This is a genomic window from Arthrobacter sp. TJ-240, from assembly GCF_058269195.1.
In genome coordinates, this window is sequence record NZ_JBZCNG010000002.1 from 260,702 (window position 1) to 277,485 (window position 16,784).

A 16,784-nucleotide genomic window follows, 5' to 3' on the forward strand; every position below is an offset into this window, starting at 1 on the left:
GCGACGCCCGTGGTCCCCACGAGGACGCCGGCGCCGCCCGGTCCTTCCAGGGCTACTTCTTCCGCAGTGGCGAGGGGATGTACTTCCATTCATGACGAAAGCGGGCTTCGGCATCGAGCGCCGCCGCCTGTTCCAGACCGTGCAGCCGACCGTAGGTGAAACCGTTCTCACCCTCCTGGAAGGCCTTGCTGCCGATCCGTCGCAGCAGGTCGCGGGTCACCAGGCTGTCCTGGTGCTCGCCGAGGACTTTCTGCAGGACCTGCGCGGCCTCCGCGATGCGGGCGACCTTCTTGCGGCCGATCGGTGAGGCGGCCTCCGCTGCGTATCGCAACCGCTTGGCGTCCTTCCGCGCCTCGTGCAGCGCAGGGTGGTCACCGATCCCCGCGCGGTGGTTCCTCGCGTCATGCACCGCTCTGCTCAGGCGCTTCAGGTCCCGGTTGATCAGGCCCGGGACCACTTGACCGGCGGGGTCTGCTGCGCGGGGCGTCAGCGCGGGCGCAGTCACGAGGGCGTCGAGTGAGTCCAGGAGGCGGAAGTACCGCTGCCCGTCCAGCGACTTGACGGCCCGGGTGTGGAATTTCCGGTAGTCCCCTCCGAGTTCGATCTCGAGCCTGCGCTGCACCGGGCCGAGCAGGAGTTCGGGAGGTTCGTCGGCGAGCATCTGCTGGAGCCGTGCGTGTATCACCTGCGCGTCCCGCGCTGTGCCGAGCACCCCGGCGAGCCACCTGAGCTCTCCCCGCAGGCGTCCTATGCCCTCGACGTCGTCGAGCAGCGTCCGGTAGGTCGCGAGGACCGACCTGATGCGCCGGATGGCGACCCTCATCCTGTGGATGGCTTCGGAGCCGTCGATGCGGACCTGCGGGTCCTGCTGCTTGAGCGCCGCCACCTGCTCGCGCAGGTAGGCGAGGAGGACATCGCCTGCCGGGCCCTCCGCCGAGGGCTCCGTCACCCTCGCCGCGTCTGCGGGGAAGCCGGTGACGAGGGCGCGCTCCAGTTTCGATCGGTGAGCTGCGGGACGGACGCCTGCGGCGGCGATGATCTCCGTCACCGCGTCCAGCACGTCCCTGGAGCCGCTGACCAGCTCGATCTCCCATTCCCGCCAGCGCAGGCTGGACGGCTCGGGGTGGAGTGCCTCTGCTTGCACGCGGTCGTCCATGAACTCGGCGAGGACCCCGTCCTGACCGCGCAGGCGGTGCACGACGCGCCGCGTGTCCAGCCGGGCGACCGGCACCAGCGCGCTGTCCCTCGTGTGCACCCGGATCAGCTTCAGGAGCGGCTTCGGCACCACCGAGGTCCGGCCCAGTGGCGCATGGTGTTCGTGGCGCTCGTCGGCACCGGCCGGCAGCTTCAGGTGCCAACCGGCGTCCTCGCCGCCGGTCCGGCGTCGCAGGGTGATCCGCTGGGACGCCAGCCTCAGGTCCTCCGTATCGAAGTACTCGGCCTCGAGGTGGAATTCGACGGGCGCATCCACACCTCCGACCCCGGGGACGTCCTCGAGTGCAGGAGGCGGGGTGTCATCCTCGACGTCGAACTTCCGCTCGATCTCCACAACAGGCTCAGCGCGCATAGGGCACTGTATATCCTCGCCCGGGCGGGCGTCACCAGATCTTTGCCGGCCGACGACCCCCTTCCGGTGCGCGGTGGGGCCGAAAGACCCTAGAGGGATGCGCCGATCCGGTGCACACTTGCGGAACTCGAGGACCGACACGAGCCCTGGGTCGACGAAGGCGCGCGTCGACCACCCACCGTCGGACCATTCGTCGCGCGCCCTTCCCACCGAAGGAGACCGCCATGACCACAGAACAGTCGGAGCCCCGACCCGTGAGTCTGCCTGCCACCGCTCCCCCCTCAGGGGAACGCATCCAGCGCGGCGCACCCGCGCTGTCCGAGTCCGACCTCAAACGCCAGTGCGAGCGTCGCCGTGAAGCGGAGCGGAAGCTCGCCCTCCACATCCAGCGGTACAGGGAGACGCACCCTCTTCCTCTGAGCCACTGACACCCGTCCCGGCGGAAGCGTTCCCGGTTCCGCCGGGATCGGGAACGCTTCCGCCGGGGTCGGGACCCGTACGCTCTCTCCATGGACGCACGCCTCCACTTCGTCACCGTCGCCGCGCGGGACCTCGACGCTGCGCGGACCTTCTACAGCGAAGGGCTCGGGTGGACGCCGGCTCTCGACGTGCCCGACGAGGTGATCTTCTACCAAGTGGCTCCGGGAGTGCTCCTCGGGCTGTTCCTCGCCGATAAGTTCGCCCAGGACCTCGGGCTCGACGCCACACCGGTACCGTCGGGCATAGTGCTGTCCCACAATGTCGACGGCCCGGAAGAGGTCCGCGCCGCCGTCGCTGCCATGATGCGTGCCGGCGGCACCCCTGTCCAGGAGCCGCAGGAGAGCGCCTTCGGCGGCATCTTCCGCGGGCTCGTACGCGATCCGAACGGCATCGTGTGGGAGATCGCCCATAATCCCGGGTGGCGCATCCTCGACGACGGCACCGTCACCCTTCACTGAAATGCACCGCAGGACATTCCGTCCGGTCCACGGCAATTCGCGCTGTGTCATATTTCTTTTTATTGGTCGGACGCCCAGGGCATCTGCCTATAGTTGTTCCAGCTTCAAGAGACGCGATCGTAAAGCTCCGACTGGATCGCGCGCCAACCCCATGTTCCTGGGTGGTTCGGATGACGAAGCGGCCTTCTCCTCGGCACACAGTGCCGGTCCGGTGCGGGCAAGAGCACTCCGAAAGGCACTCATCGTGAGCTGTACCGCCCTCCCCTAGCAGGATCCCGGCGCCCTCGGTGCGTCTTCTCCCTTCATTCTCCTTTTCATTCTCCTTCCGGACGCAATATGCTCCGCGCTGCGCCGGAACGCCTCTTGAGGAATTTCCCATGAACGCACCCTTAATTCGTCCTGCCCGAAATCGAAACCGCTCCGGGCACGCCACGGCCCTGTCCGCGGTGGGCCTCCTCGTCCTCCTGGCCGGCTGCGCCGGGCCGGCGAATTCGTCCGCCGTCACCGGTGGCGAGCCGGTCTCCGGCGGCGTCCTGGACGTGTCCATCTCGGCCGAGCCGGGCTGCCTCGACGGCCACGGCATCTCCGCCACGCAGCAGCAGTTCCTCGGCCGCCTGATCTACGACAACGTGGTGACCCTCGACGAGAACGGGGACATCGCGCCGTACCTCGCCGAGTCCTGGGATGTTTCGGAGGACGGCAGGACGTACACGTTCCGCCTCAAGCAGGGGGTCACGTTCAGCGACGGCTCGCCCTGGAACGCGGAGGTCCTCGGGCAGAACTTCGAGCACATGAGGGACCCCGCCACGAAGTCACCCCTCGCCGCCGCGTACATCGCCCCGTACGTCGACGGCACGGTTCTCGACGAATACACCTTCGAGGCCCACCTCGCCTACCCCTACACCCCCTTCCTCTACACCCTCGCCCAGTCCTGGCTCGGCATGAACTCCGGCAAGGCCATCACCGAGGCGCCCGAGACGCTGTGCCAGAAGCCGATCGGCACGGGGCCCTTCACCGTCGCCGACTACCGCCCCGGCCAGAGCATCAGCTACACGAAGCGGGAGGGCTACGACTGGGCGCCCGAGTGGCTGGACGGTGAGGGTGCCGCGTACCTCGACGGCGTTGAGGTAACCCTCGTCAGCGAACCCGTCATCCGCCACCAGTCCCTCGTCTCGGGCCAGTACGACCTGACGGAGAACCTCGCGCCGCAGAACGCCTCGGCCGTGCAGGCCGACCCGAACTTCACGTACGAGAACCTCGCCCGGACCGGCAACCCGTACGTCCTCAATTTCAACCTGAACCGTGCACCGTTCGACGACCTCGCGGTCCGGCAGGCGTTCGCCGCCGCGGTGGACACGAAGGCCGTCACGGAGAGCCTCGGCTTCGGCACCTACACGCCGATCGACGGCTTCCTGTCCAGGGAGAGCCGGTACTACGACCCGACTGTCGAGAGGATCCTCACGTATGACCGCGAGCGCGCGAACCAGCTGCTCGACGACGCCGGGTGGACCGGGCGTGACGGCGAGGGCTTCCGCACGAAGGACGGGAGCAGGCTGACGGTCGAGGTCCCCACGGTGGAGAGTTCCACGCCGAGCCCACTGCTCGTGCAGCTGCAGGGAGAGGCCCGCAAGGTCGGCTTCGACCTGCGGATCATCCAGCTCCCCCAGGCACAACTGACGGAACTCCGTTACGCCGGCGACTACGATGCCCTGGCCGGCGTCTGGCACACCAACACCACCGACGTCCTGTTCATCCGCTACCACTCCTCCGAGATCACGGGTGAGCGGATCGGCCAGAACTCGTCCTACGTCGACGACCCCCAGCTCGATGCCCTCCTCTCCACGGCCCGCGAGGCCGACGACGGGCCCGTGGCCGAAGAAGCGTACTCGAAGGCGCAGCACCGGCTGCTCGAGATCGTGCCCGGCGTGCCGCTCTACGAGAACCCGAGCCAGTTCGCGTACGCGAACACCCTGCACGACGTCGCGGTGGACACCTCCCACCCGGTGCCCGTCCTCACCTACGCCTGGAAAGCCGAGTAGGTGACCGTGCTCCGCCGCGTCCTCACGCGACTCGCAGTCGGGATCGGCGTCCTCTGGGGAGCCGCGACGCTGACGTTCCTCGCCGTCTACCTGATCCCGGGCGACACCGCGCTGCTGATCCTGGGCGGGCCCGACGCGCGGCCCACGGAGGAGACGCTGGCGCAGGTCCGCGCCGATTACCTCCTCGACCAGCCCCTCCTCGTGCAGTACGGCAGCTACCTCGGCAACCTGGTGCAGGGCGACCTCGGGCAGTCCTACAGGCTGCGCCTGCCCGTCTCGGTGGCCATCGGGCAACAGATCGGCGCGACGGCGGCACTCGCGGCGGCCGCCGTCGCCGTCGCGGTGCCCCTGACATTCGTCGTGGCGATCCTGTCCGCGCAGCGCGCCTCCTGGATCCGGTCGATCGTCTCCGGCATCGAGGTGGTCTTCGCCGCGACGCCGACGTTCATCATCGGGTTCGCGCTGCTGATCGTCTTCTCGTTCACGCTGCGCTGGTTCCCCATCGGCGGGAACCAGGGACCGGCCGCGCTGGTCCTCCCGGCCCTCACCCTCGCCCTCGCGGTGTTCGGGACCCTCTCCCAGGTGCTGCGGAACGAACTCGAGGACGTCCTGGAACAGCCGTTCATCCTGACGGCCCGCTCCCGCGGCATGCGTGACCTCCCGGTCCGGATCCGGCACGCGCTCCGGCACGCGGCCATCCCGGTCATGACCATGTCAGGTTTCGTCGTGGCCGCGCTGCTCGGCGGGTCCGTGGTCGTCGAGACACTCTTCAGCAGGCAGGGCATCGGGTCGCTGACCCTGGCCTCGGTCTACAACAAGGACCTGCCGGTCATCCTCGGGATCGTGCTGCTGTCGGCCGCGGTCTACGTCGTGGTGAACCTCGTGATCGACCTCCTCTACACGCTCATCGACCCGAAAGTGGTGACCGCATGAGCATCGCCTCACGCACCGTCCCGCCCGCCGTCGCCCCGCCGGCCGCACTCCCCGTACTTGAATCAGCACGGGTCGGGACCCACAGACCACGGCGACGCCGGTGGCGCGTCCGCCCCGGGATCCTGCTGGCTTCCGTTTTCCTCCTCTGGCTGGCGGCGGCGGTCCTGACCCCGGGCCTGCTCGCTCCCGCCGACCCGTACGCCGTGAACCCCGCCAGGAGCTTCGAGGCGCCAGGCGCCGCCGCCTGGTTCGGCACGGATGACTCCGGCGCCGACAACTACACGCGGATCGTGCACGGCGCCGCCACCTCGTTGTACATCGGGTTCGGCGCGACGGCGATCGGCGTGGTCGGCGGGACCGCCATCGGCCTCCTCGCCGGTCTCAACGGGCGGCTCGTGGAGGCCTCGGTGATGCGCTTCCTCGACGTCACCCTCGCCATCCCGGAGATCCTGCTCGCACTCGTGGTCATCGGCATCATCGGCGGCGGCACGGAGAACGCGATCCTCGCGATCGGTGCCGGCAGCATCGCCTACTACGCCCGGATCACCCGGGCGCAGACGCACCTCGTCCGTCGGTCGGGCTTCGTCGAGGCCGCCCGCACCCTGGGCCTGCCGGCCTGGCGGATCCTCCTGACGCACACGGTACCGAACGTCATCAAGCCCGTCCTCGTGCTCGGCACGATCGGTATCGGTTCGGCGATCGGGGCCGGGGCGTCGCTGAGCTTCCTCGGGCTCGGCACCCCTCCGCCCGCCCCCGAATGGGGCGCGATGCTCTCGGCCGGCCGTAACTTCATCTCGAACGCGCCCTGGATGATCACGTTCCCCGCTGCGTTCCTCGTCGCCACCGTCCTGTCCATCACCGTGATCGGGCGCGAGCTCCGTCGCCGCGCCGAAGGAAGGCTCACATGAGCTCCACCACCCTGGCCGCAGCCACCGCCGCACTCGTGCCGCAGGCGCCCGTCGTCGAACTCGAGGGGCTCTCCGTCGGGTTCGGCCGCGGCGCCCACCGCCGGGAGGTCATCCACGACCTCAGCCTGTCCGTCCGCCCGGGTGAGTGCCTCGCGCTCGTGGGTGAGTCCGGGTCCGGCAAGTCCGTCACCGCGAGGACCCTCGTGGGTCTCACCGGTGCCGGCGCCCACGTCCGGTCCCGCGCCCAGCGCTTCAACGGCCAGGACGCCGCAGCGTGGGGCGAACGGCAGTGGGCCCGCGTCCGCGGCCGGGAGGCCGGCTTCATCCTGCAGGACGCACTCTCCTCCCTCGACTCGCTGCGCACGGTCGGCGACGAGGTGGGTGAGGTCCTCCGCCTACACAGCGACCTCGACCGGGCCGCCCGGCGGGCGCGCGTCGTCGAGCTCCTCGCCTCCGTGGGCGTGCCCGATCCTGAGGTGCGGGCCGGACAGTACCCGCACCAGCTCTCGGGCGGGCTCCGCCAGCGCGCCCTGATCGCATCGGCGATCGCCGCGGACCCGGGTTTCCTCATCGCCGACGAGCCGACGACGGCGCTCGATGCGACCATCGCGGCACAGGTCCTCCGCCTGCTCGGCGGCCTGAAGGGAGGCAGCACGGCGATGCTCGTGGTCAGCCACGACCTCGCCGTCGTCGCGGGCCTCGCCGACCGCGTCGCGGTGATGCGCGACGGCGAGATCGTGGAGGAGGGCACCGTCGGGGCCGTCCTGCAGGACCCCCGGCACCCCTACACCCAGGGACTCCTGGCGGCCATCCCCTCCCGGTCGTCGCGCGGACGGCGGCCGACCGTACGGGACCGCGCGGAGCCCGACATCGCAGCGCCCGACCCGTCCCGCGACCCGTCCCGCGGGCCTTCCCGCGGGCCTTCCCGCGGGCTTTCCCGCGAGGCGCCGAGCCCACCGGCCGCCCTGGCGGTCGAGGCGCTCACCAAGACCTTCGCCGGTCCCGACGGCAGCCGTCGCACGGCGGTCGACGGCATGTCCTTCACCCTGGCGAACGGGACGACCCTCGGGATCGTCGGCGAATCCGGCAGCGGCAAGAGCACCGTGGCGCGCATCGCGCTGGGCGTCGAGGCCCCGGACACGGGCACCGTCCATGTCCGGGGCCGCACCTGGGCTGAGCACACCGCCGTTCGCGACCTCGCGGCCCGCCGCTCGGTGCAGATGATCTACCAGGACCCGCTGCAGTCGTTCGACCCGCGGAAGACCGCGCGGCAAGTCATCGGGCAGGCCGTCGCTGCCGCCGGCACTCCGCGGACCGCGCGGGCGGCACGCGTCCTCGACCTGCTCGACCTCGTCGGCCTGCCTGCCGACCGGGCCCGCAGCCGCCCCCTGGAACTCTCGGGCGGGCAGCGGCAGCGCGTCGCCATCGCCCGCGCGCTCGCCGCCGAGCCGGAGGTCATCATCTGCGACGAACCCGTCTCGGCCCTCGATATCACGGTGCAGGCCCGCATCCTCGACCTCCTGACGGACCTGCAGGAGCGCTTCGGGCTCAGCTACCTCTTCATCTCCCACGACCTCGGCGTCATCCAGCACGTCAGCCGCGAGGTGCTGGTCCTGAAGGACGGGGTGGTCCTCGAGCACGGGACCGTCGCCGACGTCTTCGACCACCCCGGGCACGAGTACACACGCCAGCTCATCAACGCCATCCCCGAACTCCCCGCCGTCCGGAAGGACCTCCCCACCTCATGACACGCCAGATCGCCTTCAACCTCTTCGAGATGAACTGCGTGGGACACATCTCCCACGGTCTCTGGGTGCACCCGGAGAACAACCGCCACCGCTTCAACGACCTCGATTTCTGGGTCGAGACGGCGAAGCTGCTCGAGGCCGGGCTGTTCGACAGCGTCTTCCTCGCCGACGTCGTCGGCACGTACGACGGCTACCGCAGCGGCCCGGACACGGCGCTCCGCGAGGCCGTCCAGATCCCCAGCAACGACCCCCTCCTGGTCATCCCGGCCATGGCCGCGGTGACCGAGCACCTGGGCTTCGCGGCCACGTTCTCCACCACCTACGAGCCGCCGTTCGCCTTCGCGCGGCGCGCATCCACGCTCGACCACCTGACGAAGGGGCGGTTCGGCTGGAATATCGTGACGTCCTACCTCCCCAACGCGGCCCGGAACTTCGGGCTCGCCGACGAGGTGGAACACGACCAGCGCTACGCGATCGCGGACGAGTACCTCGACGTCCTCTACAAGCTGTGGGAGGGGTCCTGGGATGACGACGCCGTGCTTGAGGACCGCGAACGGCGCATCTACACCGACCCGTCGAAGGTCCGCTACATCAACCACCGCGGCCCCCATTTCTCCGTGGCCGGACCGCACCTGAGCGCCCCCTCCCGCCAGCGCACGCCCGTGCTGTTCCAGGCCGGTAGCTCCGTGGCCGGCAAGGCCTTCGCAGCGCGCCACGCCGAGGGCGTTTTCGTCGGCGGTCGCGACGCCGCGGCCTACCGCGACAACGTGGCGGACCTCCGCCGGCTCGCCGTCGCCAACGGCCGCGGTGCGGACCACATCAAGGCCTTCGCGAGCGCCGTGGTGATCGTCGGCAGGACGCACAAGGACGCCCAGCGGAAAGCGGACGAATACCGCCGCCTCTCCAGCGCCGAGGGCTACCTCGCGCACGCCGGAGGCGGCGGGATCGACCTCGCGGCCTACCGGCCCGACGAGGTGATCGACGACATCCTCGCGCGCGAGGACCGCCCCGGCCGCGACCGACAGCCCAGCAACCGGCGGCACCCGGCAGGCACCACCGTCGGCGAGGCACTCGAGCGCATCACGCGGTTCGACCGCGGCCCCTTCGTGGCGATCGGCACCCCCACGGAGGTCGCCGACGAGATCGAGCGGTGGGTCGATGGCACCGACCTCGACGGGTTCAACCTGCGGCAGTTCCTCACCCCCGGGACCGCCGAGGATTTCATCGAACTCGTCGTACCCGAACTGCAGCGGCGCGGCCTGTACCGCCGGTCCTACGAGGAATCGACCCTCCGCGAGCGCCTCTTCGGCGCGGGCAACACACGGCTCTTCGACCAGCACCCGGGCGCGCGCTACCGGGGCGGCGTCCACCTCGGCAGTGACGCCGCGCCCCTCGCGCCCGCCGCGGATACCGCCGGCGCGGCTGCCGGACCCGCCACCGCCCCGTCCTACGCCTAGGAGTCCAGCATGACCACGACAACCACGACGACCACCCACCGGGCCCCGGCGAACGGGTCGGGACCGTCAGGAGCCCCACCGTCGACGACCGCGCTCCAGGAACGGTTCCGCCCCGTGTTCGACACCATCGCCGCCGGTGCGGCCCGCCGCGAGCAGGACCGCGTGCTGCCCCATGACGAGGTGGCGGCCCTCAAGGATGCCGGGTTCGGCGCCCTCCGTGTGCCGGTCGAGTACGGCGGATCGGGCGTATCACTGCGCCAGCTCTTCACGCTGCTCACCGACCTGGCCGCAGCAGACTCGAACCTCACGCAGTTGTGGCGCGGGCACTTCGCCTACGTCGAGGGGACGCTCCTCCAGCCGTCGTCGGCACACCGGGACCGCTGGCTCTTCGACGTCGCAGCGGGCACCATGGTCGGGAACGCCTCGAGCGAGCTGACCGGCACATCGCTGCGTGACATCCGCACGGCCCTCACCTCGCCGGACCCGTCGAACGGCGCCCTGGCGCTGACGGGCACCAAGTACTACAGCACCGGCAGCCTCTACGCGGACTGGATCGCCGGCAGCGCCGTGCACGACGGCGAGCGCGTCGGGTACGCGGTGCGGGCCACCGCTCCCGGCGTCGAGCGGATCGACGACTGGGACGGCTTCGGCCAGAGGCTCACCGGTAGCGGCACCACCCACTTCACGGAGGTCCGTGTGGACCCGCGGAACGTGCGGCCCTTCTCACCCGATGCGCCGAGCCACGTGCACTCCTTCTTCCAGCTCGTGCTCGTCGCCTCGCTGGCCGGGATCGCCCGCGCTGCGGCGGGGGACGCCGCGGCGTTCGTCCGGCCGCGCACGCGGTCCTACGTCAACGCGACGACACCGCTCCCGCGGGAGGACCCTCAGGTACTGCAGGTGGTGGGTGAACTGGCGGGCCATGCGTTCGCGGCGGACGCCGTCGTGCTCGCCGCCGCGGACCTCCTGGACGCCGCGTACGAGCGACTCCGGGCCGAGCGGGCCAGGGGCGAACAGGACGATGCCCGCGTATCGGGCGGCTCCGACGACGCCGGCGGCTCTTACGGGCCGGGCTCCACGCGGGTGGCGCTCGACGCAGCGGACATCGCCGTCAGCCAGGCGCAGCTGGTCGCCATGGACCAGGCGCTGCGTGCGGCCACCCACCTGTTCGAGGTCGGCGGGGCCTCGGCGACCTCGACCGGCCGCGCCCTCGATCGGCACTGGCGCAACGCCCGGACCATCTCCTCCCACAACCCGGCCATCTACAAGGCCAGGTCCGTGGGCTACTGGGCCGTCCACGGGGAGCGCGAACCGCCCCCGGGCGACGCCTGAACCGTCCGCTGCCTCGCCGACGGCACGAACCACAGGACGAACGACAGGACGAACGACAGCACCGGCGATGGTGGTCCCACGGACGACGGGCGGGAGACTAGCGTGGGAGCCATGACGCACGAGTTCCGGTACGACGTCGACATCCTGCACCTGCTCGTGTCACCAGCGCACGCCTACTTCGGCCGTGCGCGGGACGGCGCAGCCGACGTGCCCACCACCGACGCCGCGAGCGCGGAGGTCGTCGCCGGGAAAGGGATCGTCGGCGACAGGTTCTTCGGCAAGGCGGCTCACATGGACGCCGCCGTGACGCTGTTCGCCGTCGAATCGCTCGAGGCCATCGCCGTGGAGCTCGGCGCCGACCCTTTCGACCCGTTGCTCGCCCGCCGCAACGTGGTGCTGCGCGGGGTCGAACTCCCGCCGCTCATCGGTCAGGACTTCGTCCTGACGTCCGCGGACGCATCCGTCGCCTTCCACGGCGGGCGGCACGCCCACCCTTGCGCCTGGATGGACAGGGTCCTCGCCCCCGGCGCGCACGAGGCGATGCGTGGCAGGGGCGGCCTGCGGTGCCGTCCGCTCGGGAGCGGGACGCTTCATCGCGGGCCTGCGGTGCTCGTGAGTCCCGTGCCGCTGGATCCCGGCAGGGCCGGCGAGGCCTCTGTGCTGCGGCCTTCACGCCTCCCCTGAGCCCTCTGCCCTGAGCCATCCCGGCCCCATGAACCGGTCCCGTCAGGCGCCGCTGTAGGCCGCCTCGAGGGCTGCGATGTCCAGTCTGTTCATCTCGAGCATGGCCGTCATGGCACGCTGAGCACCTTCGGCGTCGTCGCCGCCGATCAGATCGGGCAGTACCGCGGGGATGATCTGCCACGACAGGCCGAATCGGTCCTTGAGCCAGCCGCACCGGCTCTCCTCGCCGCCCTCGGTCAGGGCGGTCCAGTAGTGGTCCACCTCGGACTGGTCCGCGCAGGAGATCTGGAAGGAGACGGCCTCCGTGAAGGAGAACTGGGGACCGCCGTTGAGGGCCACGAACGGCTGACCGTCGAGCTCGAACGAGACCGTCAGCGCGGGACCGTCGTGTCCCGCACGTGAGACGTTCACGATCCGGGAGTTCCTCACCACGGAGGTGTACAGCGTGGCGGCCTCTTCGGCCTTACCGTCGAACCAGAGGCACGGGGTGATCGATCCCATTGCGGATGTCCTTCGCTCATGTCCGCGCGCCGACGGCCGGACGTGGCCCGAATGTAGTCCACGGCTCCGAGATCGACAACCAGTAGGCTGGTTGTATGGCCCGCCGCACCCCTGTCCGCCCGACCACCAGGCGGCCGCGGACGACCGCCGCGGCCGCCTGGTGCGCTACCGACGTGGTCCTCGTCCTGGTGTTCGCGGCGTCCGGTCGCCGTACCCACGAGCACGGCGTCACCGTCGCGGGGGTGATCGAGACGGCCTGGCCGTTCCTCCTCGCCTACGCACTCACGGCCCTCGTGACGCGGGCGTGGCGATTCCCGGGCTCGCCCCTGCTCACCGGCGTCGTCCTGTGGCTCGGGACCGTCGCCGGTGGACTCGCGCTGCGCGCCGCCTCCGGAGGCGGCGTGGCCCTCAGCTTCCAGGTAGTCACCCTGCTCGTCCTCGGCGTGTTCCTGGTGGTCCCGAGGGCCGTCGCGCACATGGTCAGCTCCCGCCGTCGCCGGCCGGTAGCGTAAGGGCCGAGGTCCCAACCCGAAAGGCACGCCATGATCACCGCATTCGTCCTCATCCAGACCGACGCCGCGCGCATCCCCGAGAGCGCGCAGGCCATCTCGGAGATCGAGGGCATCAGTGAGGTCTACTCGGTGACCGGCGAGTGGGATCTCATCGCGATCGCCCGCGTGCCCCGGCACGAGGACCTGGCGGACGTCATCGCCGACCGCCTGTCGAAGATCGAGGGCGTCCGGTCGACGACGACCCAGATCGCCTTCCGCTCGTACTCGCAGCACGACCTCGACGCCGCGTTCTCCCTCGGCTTCGACAGCTGACGCCCGGCGGGGAGGCGCCAGGCGTCCCGGTCAGTAGGACCGGGTGACGTCCACCCAGCGCTCGAGCACGCCGGCCGCGGCACCCGAGTCGATCGAGGCGCGCGCCCGGTCCATCGCTGCGCGGATCCGGTCCACGAGGGCCCCCTCGGCGGTGTCGTCGAGCGCCACGAGGCCCGCGGCCGCATTCAGGACGACGGCGTCGCGCACGGGCCCCGCATGCCCGGCGAGGACCGCGCGCACCACCGCGGCATTGCCCGTGGCGTCGGTGCCGCGGAGCGCGTCGACGGGGACGGCGTCGAGCCCGAAGTCCCCGGGGTGCACCTGGTGCGCCTGAACCCGGCCTTCGCGGACCTCCCACACCGTCGAGGACCCGCTGGTGGTGAGTTTGTCGCGGCCGTCGTCGCCCCGGAAGACGAGGGCGCGGATGCCTCGTGCCGCCAGCACGCCCGCCATCAGGGGAGCCATCCTCGCGTCGGCGCAGCCGACCGCCTGCGCCGTGACCCCCGCCGGGTTGCTCAACGGTCCGAGGAAATTGAACGCGGTGGGCACCCCGAGCTCTCGTCGGGGCACGGCGACGTGCTTCATCGACGGGTGGAAGACCTGCGCGAAGCAGAAGGTGATCCGGGCATGCTCGGCCGTCCTCGCGACGTCGGACGGCGCGAGATCGAGCCGGACACCCAGTTCCTCGATGACGTCGGCCGCGCCGGACGCCGACGACGCCCCGCGGTTCCCGTGCTTGACCACCGTGGCGCCGGCGCCGACGGCGACGAGCGACGCCATGGTGGAGATGTTCAGGGTGTTCAGTCCGTCGCCGCCCGTCCCGACGATGTCAAGGGTGGGTCCGCCGACCTCGATCCGGTGTGCGCGCCCCAGCATCGCCTGCACAAGCCCGACGAGTTCGCCGACCGACTCGCCCTTGGCGCGCAGGGCGATCAGGAACCCGGCGATCTGGGCGTGGCTGGCCTCACCCGCCATGATCGTGTCCATCGCCCAGCGGCTCTGCGCCGTCGTCAGATCGGTCCTTGACAGGAGGGACGAGAAGATCGACGGCCAGGTCGGTTGCGCCCCGTCGGGGGTCGTAGTCACGCTCACCGTCCCAGATTATCTACGAATTGTAGAAAGTCATCACGGGGAACTTCCGCGGAAAACCGGGCGTTGGGGCTCCCCACGGCCTGCGGACTGACTTCAGAGGGCCATTTCGCGTTGGTGATCGTGATGTTCTTGGGGACATAATGACTCTGTGACATCTGCGACCCAAGCCCCCAGCGCCGCCCCGCATCCCGCGCTCAACCGCCCCAACATGGTCTCCGTAGGAACCGTTGTGTGGCTGTCCAGCGAACTGATGTTCTTCGCCGGCCTCTTTGCCATGTACTTCACCCTGCGCTCCACCTCCAGCGAGCTGTGGGCCATGGAGACCGAGAAGCTGAACGTACCGTTCGCCCTCATCAACACCATCATCCTGGTGTCGAGCTCGTTCAGCTGCCAGTTCGGCGTGTTCGCCGCCGAGCGACTGCAGCCGCGCCGCACCGGCGGCGTGTTCGCCGTCGGTCGCTGGGGCATGGTCGAGTGGTTCCTCCTGACCTTCGTCATGGGTGCGATCTTCGTCTCGGTGCAGGCCTACGAGTACGCGGAACTGGTGGCCGAGGGCGTCGCACTGTCCTCCAACGCCTTCGGGTCGGCCTTCTACATGACCACCGGCTTCCACGGGATCCACGTGATCGGCGGGCTCATCGCCTTCCTGTTCATCATCGGACGCGCGTTCATCGCCCGCCAGTTCGGCCACTTCGAGGCCACATCCGCCATCGTCACTTCCTACTACTGGCACTTCGTCGACGTGGTCTGGATCGGCCTGTTCATCATCATCTACTTCCTCCAGTAACTGCCTCACGTAAACTCTTCTACTAGAGGTAGAATTCAAAGAAGAACTCCAGCAGCTCTGGTACCACAAAAGGCAGGAACCACTCCGTGAAGGCACTCTCCCAGAGGCGGCGTCACCCACTTGCAGCGTTCGCGCTGCTCCTGATGGCGCTCCTCGTCACCGGCGGGCTGTACGCCGCCGCCAGCACCGCCAACGAAGCGCAGGCGCAGACCACCACGTTCACGGCCGACGACGTCGAGGAGGGCGGCAAGCTGTTCAGCGCGAACTGCGCCTCCTGTCACGGCATGGGCGCCACCGGATCGCAGGCGGCGCCGTCGCTCGTCGGCGTCGGTGCGGCCTCCGTGGACTTCCAGGTCGGCACGGGCCGCATGCCCATGCAGATGGACGGCCCCCAGGCCCAGGCCAAGCCCGTCCAGTTCACCGAGGAGCAGATCAGCCAGATGGCAGCCTATGTGGCGTCTCTCGGTGCCGGTCCTGCCATTCCTTCCGAGGAGGTCCTGGACGCGTCGGAAGGCGACGCCTCCCACGGTGGCGAACTGTTCCGCGTGAACTGCGCCATGTGCCACAACGCCGCAGCAGCCGGCGGCGCCCTGACGCAGGGCAAGTTCGCCCCCTCGATCGATGGCACGAGCGAGAAGCACATCTACGAGGCCATGGTCACCGGCCCGCAGAACATGCCCGTCTTCAGCGACGCGAACATCTCCCCCGACGACAAGCAGGACATCATCGCCTTCCTCAAGACCATCGAGGAGCAGGGTTCCCCCGGTGGAGCCGACCTCGGCTCGCTCGGTCCGGTCTCCGAGGGCCTGTTCATCTGGGTCGCCGGCCTGGGTGTCATCATCGCCTTCACCGTGTGGCTCACGTCGCGGTCCTCCTGACCATCCACGCGCCCACCGTGAACGAATCACAGACAGACTTTCGAATGCAGTACCTGAAGAAGGATGAGAGGGATCATGGCCGACTCTAGTCACGGCGCTCCCGGGACCACGGTTACCGTCGCCACGCCGGGCCGCGAGCTGGACCAGTTCGAGAACCCGGGTCTGCCCCCGCACCGGCCGCGCCTCGCGGACCGGGACCGACGCGCCGAGAAGCGCGCCGAGCGGCAGGTGGCCCTGCTGTTCCTCATCTCGATCCTCGGCACGCTGATCTTCTTCGTCGGCTACTTCTTCATCCCGCTCAACGAGACCGTGGAGCGGCTCCGCCTGCAGAACCTGATGCTCGGGCTGGGCACCGCCTTCGCGATGCTCGGCATCGGCGTCGGGATCGTGCACTGGGCGAAGACGCTCATGCCGGATCACGAGGTCACCGAGAGCCGCCACGAGGTCCGGCCCGAGAGCGACCGCCAGGACGCCGAGAAGATCGTCAATGACATCCTCGACGAGTCGGGTATCAAGCGACGCCCGCTGATCCGGAACACCCTGCTCGGAGCGGCCATCCTCGCTCCCCTGCCGGCGATCGCCATCTTCCGCGATCTCGGACCCCTGCCCGGCAATGCGCTGAAGCAGACCATGTGGGACACCGGCGTCCGCCTCACCCGCGACCCGAGCGGAACACCGATCCTCGCCTCCGATGTGACGGTCGGATCGGCGTTCCATGTCATCCCCGAAGGTCTCAATGAGATCGAGAACAAGCTCGAGGAGAAGGCCAAGGCAGTCGTCCTGCTCATGCGCCTGGACCCCGAGGAGCTCAATCCCTCTCCTGGACGGGAGAACTGGGGCTACGACGGAATTGTTGCGTATTCCAAGATCTGCACGCACGTCGGCTGCCCGGTAGCGCTCTACGAACAGCAGACGCACCACCTGCTGTGCCCATGTCACCAGTCCACCTTCGACCTCGAGCAGGAATGCAAGGTCATCTTCGGACCGGCTGCACGGCCGCTGCCACAGCTACCCATCGAAGTCGACGACGAGGGCTACCTCGTGGCGTCGAGCGATTTCCAAGAACCCGTAGGACCTAGTTTCTGGGAGCGAGGCTGAC

At 69.6% G+C, this 16,784-nt stretch carries 17 protein-coding genes and 1 riboswitch; of the genes, 14 read left to right on the top strand and 3 right to left on the bottom strand.

Annotated elements, in window-relative coordinates; translation table 11 throughout:
* Positions 1 to 52: 52 nt before the first annotated feature.
* Entirely contained in the window at positions 53 to 1,567 is a 1,515-nt protein-coding gene (locus tag AC4D2C_RS05880; protein ID WP_490913354.1) for a CYTH and CHAD domain-containing protein, read from the bottom strand.
* Positions 1,568 to 1,791: 224 nt separating this feature from the next.
* On the opposite strand from AC4D2C_RS05880, the gene AC4D2C_RS05885 reads away from it, so the two are divergent.
* The 9 genes from AC4D2C_RS05885 (at position 1,792) to AC4D2C_RS05925 (ending at position 11,603) form a co-directional block, all read left to right on the top strand.
* Positions 1,792 to 1,995 (top strand): hypothetical protein, encoded by a 204-nt coding sequence (locus AC4D2C_RS05885; protein WP_490905913.1) that lies wholly within the window; start codon positions 1,792 to 1,794, stop codon positions 1,993 to 1,995.
* Between the two features lie 81 nt (positions 1,996 to 2,076).
* Positions 2,077 to 2,505 (top strand): VOC family protein, encoded by a 429-nt coding sequence (locus AC4D2C_RS05890; RefSeq protein ID WP_490913356.1) that lies wholly within the window; start codon positions 2,077 to 2,079, stop codon positions 2,503 to 2,505.
* Positions 2,506 to 2,607: 102 nt separating this feature from the next.
* A riboswitch (SAM riboswitch) is annotated at positions 2,608 to 2,735 on the top strand.
* A gap of 147 nt (positions 2,736 to 2,882) precedes the next feature.
* Positions 2,883 to 4,544 carry an ABC transporter substrate-binding protein gene (locus AC4D2C_RS05895; RefSeq protein WP_490913357.1) on the top strand — a complete coding sequence of 554 codons (1,662 nt, stop codon included), beginning with the start codon at positions 2,883 to 2,885 and terminating at the stop codon, positions 4,542 to 4,544.
* Complete coding sequence (locus AC4D2C_RS05900; protein ID WP_490913359.1) at positions 4,545 to 5,477, top strand: ABC transporter permease; 933 nt, start codon at positions 4,545 to 4,547, stop codon at positions 5,475 to 5,477. It begins immediately after the preceding gene.
* The gene (locus tag AC4D2C_RS05905; RefSeq protein ID WP_490913360.1) at positions 5,474 to 6,385 is read left to right on the top strand and encodes an ABC transporter permease; all 912 of its coding nucleotides are present in this window, start codon (positions 5,474 to 5,476) and stop codon (positions 6,383 to 6,385) included. The genes AC4D2C_RS05900 and AC4D2C_RS05905 overlap by 4 nt, the downstream gene beginning before the upstream one ends.
* The gene (locus AC4D2C_RS05910) at positions 6,382 to 8,133 is read left to right on the top strand and encodes a dipeptide ABC transporter ATP-binding protein (RefSeq protein ID WP_490913362.1); all 1,752 of its coding nucleotides are present in this window, start codon (positions 6,382 to 6,384) and stop codon (positions 8,131 to 8,133) included. The genes AC4D2C_RS05905 and AC4D2C_RS05910 overlap by 4 nt, the downstream gene beginning before the upstream one ends.
* Positions 8,130 to 9,590 (top strand): LLM class flavin-dependent oxidoreductase, encoded by a 1,461-nt coding sequence (locus tag AC4D2C_RS05915; RefSeq protein WP_490913364.1) that lies wholly within the window; start codon positions 8,130 to 8,132, stop codon positions 9,588 to 9,590. Before AC4D2C_RS05910 ends, AC4D2C_RS05915 begins: the two co-directional genes overlap by 4 nt.
* Positions 9,591 to 9,599: 9 nt before the next feature.
* Positions 9,600 to 10,919, top strand: a complete 1,320-nt coding sequence (locus AC4D2C_RS05920; RefSeq protein WP_490913366.1) for an acyl-CoA dehydrogenase family protein — start codon at positions 9,600 to 9,602, stop codon at positions 10,917 to 10,919.
* Between the two features lie 111 nt (positions 10,920 to 11,030).
* The gene (locus tag AC4D2C_RS05925) at positions 11,031 to 11,603 is read left to right on the top strand and encodes an MOSC domain-containing protein (RefSeq protein ID WP_490913368.1); all 573 of its coding nucleotides are present in this window, start codon (positions 11,031 to 11,033) and stop codon (positions 11,601 to 11,603) included.
* A 42-nt stretch (positions 11,604 to 11,645) separates the two neighbouring features.
* On the opposite strand, the gene AC4D2C_RS05930 is transcribed toward AC4D2C_RS05925, so the two are convergent.
* Complete coding sequence (locus AC4D2C_RS05930; protein WP_490913370.1) at positions 11,646 to 12,104, bottom strand: VOC family protein; 459 nt, start codon at positions 12,102 to 12,104, stop codon at positions 11,646 to 11,648.
* 95 nt (positions 12,105 to 12,199) lie between these two features.
* Here AC4D2C_RS05930 and AC4D2C_RS05935 point away from each other — a divergent pair, with 95 nt between their 5' ends.
* Positions 12,200 to 12,616 carry a DUF3054 domain-containing protein gene (locus AC4D2C_RS05935; RefSeq protein ID WP_490913372.1) on the top strand — a complete coding sequence of 139 codons (417 nt, stop codon included), beginning with the start codon at positions 12,200 to 12,202 and terminating at the stop codon, positions 12,614 to 12,616.
* Between the two features lie 30 nt (positions 12,617 to 12,646).
* Positions 12,647 to 12,928, top strand: a complete 282-nt coding sequence (locus AC4D2C_RS05940) for an Lrp/AsnC family transcriptional regulator (RefSeq protein ID WP_334209966.1) — start codon at positions 12,647 to 12,649, stop codon at positions 12,926 to 12,928.
* 30 nt (positions 12,929 to 12,958) lie between these two features.
* Here AC4D2C_RS05940 and trpD read toward each other — a convergent pair whose 3' ends face one another.
* On the bottom strand, positions 12,959 to 14,020 hold the full coding sequence (gene trpD / locus AC4D2C_RS05945; RefSeq protein ID WP_490913373.1) for an anthranilate phosphoribosyltransferase: 1,062 nt from the start codon (positions 14,018 to 14,020) through the stop codon (positions 12,959 to 12,961).
* 148 nt (positions 14,021 to 14,168) lie between these two features.
* Here trpD and ctaE point away from each other — a divergent pair, with 148 nt between their 5' ends.
* The 3 genes from ctaE (at position 14,169) to qcrA (ending at position 16,783) form a co-directional block, all read left to right on the top strand.
* The gene (gene ctaE / locus AC4D2C_RS05950; RefSeq protein ID WP_490905892.1) at positions 14,169 to 14,807 is read left to right on the top strand and encodes an aa3-type cytochrome oxidase subunit III; all 639 of its coding nucleotides are present in this window, start codon (positions 14,169 to 14,171) and stop codon (positions 14,805 to 14,807) included.
* Between the two features lie 86 nt (positions 14,808 to 14,893).
* Entirely contained in the window at positions 14,894 to 15,685 is a 792-nt protein-coding gene (gene qcrC / locus AC4D2C_RS05955; protein WP_490913375.1) for a cytochrome bc1 complex diheme cytochrome c subunit, read from the top strand.
* Positions 15,686 to 15,760: 75 nt separating this feature from the next.
* Positions 15,761 to 16,783 carry a cytochrome bc1 complex Rieske iron-sulfur subunit gene (gene qcrA, locus AC4D2C_RS05960; protein WP_490913376.1) on the top strand — a complete coding sequence of 341 codons (1,023 nt, stop codon included), beginning with the start codon at positions 15,761 to 15,763 and terminating at the stop codon, positions 16,781 to 16,783.
* Position 16,784: the final 1 nt, after the last annotated feature.

Bases quoted from the DNA above. Each gene is read 5' to 3' on its own strand.
- AC4D2C_RS05880 (WP_490913354.1), bottom strand. From the start codon at position 1,567: ATGCGCGCTGAGCCTGTTGTGGAGATCGAGCGGAAGTTCGACGTCGAG.
- AC4D2C_RS05885 (WP_490905913.1), top strand. From the start codon at position 1,792: ATGACCACAGAACAGTCGGAGCCCCGACCCGTGAGTCTGCCTGCCACC.
- AC4D2C_RS05890 (WP_490913356.1), top strand. From the start codon at position 2,077: ATGGACGCACGCCTCCACTTCGTCACCGTCGCCGCGCGGGACCTCGAC.
- AC4D2C_RS05895 (WP_490913357.1), top strand. From the start codon at position 2,883: ATGAACGCACCCTTAATTCGTCCTGCCCGAAATCGAAACCGCTCCGGG.
- AC4D2C_RS05905 (WP_490913360.1), top strand. From the start codon at position 5,474: ATGAGCATCGCCTCACGCACCGTCCCGCCCGCCGTCGCCCCGCCGGCC.
- AC4D2C_RS05910 (WP_490913362.1), top strand. From the start codon at position 6,382: ATGAGCTCCACCACCCTGGCCGCAGCCACCGCCGCACTCGTGCCGCAG.
- AC4D2C_RS05915 (WP_490913364.1), top strand. From the start codon at position 8,130: ATGACACGCCAGATCGCCTTCAACCTCTTCGAGATGAACTGCGTGGGA.
- AC4D2C_RS05920 (WP_490913366.1), top strand. From the start codon at position 9,600: ATGACCACGACAACCACGACGACCACCCACCGGGCCCCGGCGAACGGG.
- AC4D2C_RS05925 (WP_490913368.1), top strand. From the start codon at position 11,031: ATGACGCACGAGTTCCGGTACGACGTCGACATCCTGCACCTGCTCGTG.
- AC4D2C_RS05930 (WP_490913370.1), bottom strand. From the start codon at position 12,104: ATGGGATCGATCACCCCGTGCCTCTGGTTCGACGGTAAGGCCGAAGAG.
- AC4D2C_RS05935 (WP_490913372.1), top strand. From the start codon at position 12,200: ATGGCCCGCCGCACCCCTGTCCGCCCGACCACCAGGCGGCCGCGGACG.
- AC4D2C_RS05940 (WP_334209966.1), top strand. From the start codon at position 12,647: ATGATCACCGCATTCGTCCTCATCCAGACCGACGCCGCGCGCATCCCC.
- qcrA (WP_490913376.1), top strand. From the start codon at position 15,761: ATGGCCGACTCTAGTCACGGCGCTCCCGGGACCACGGTTACCGTCGCC.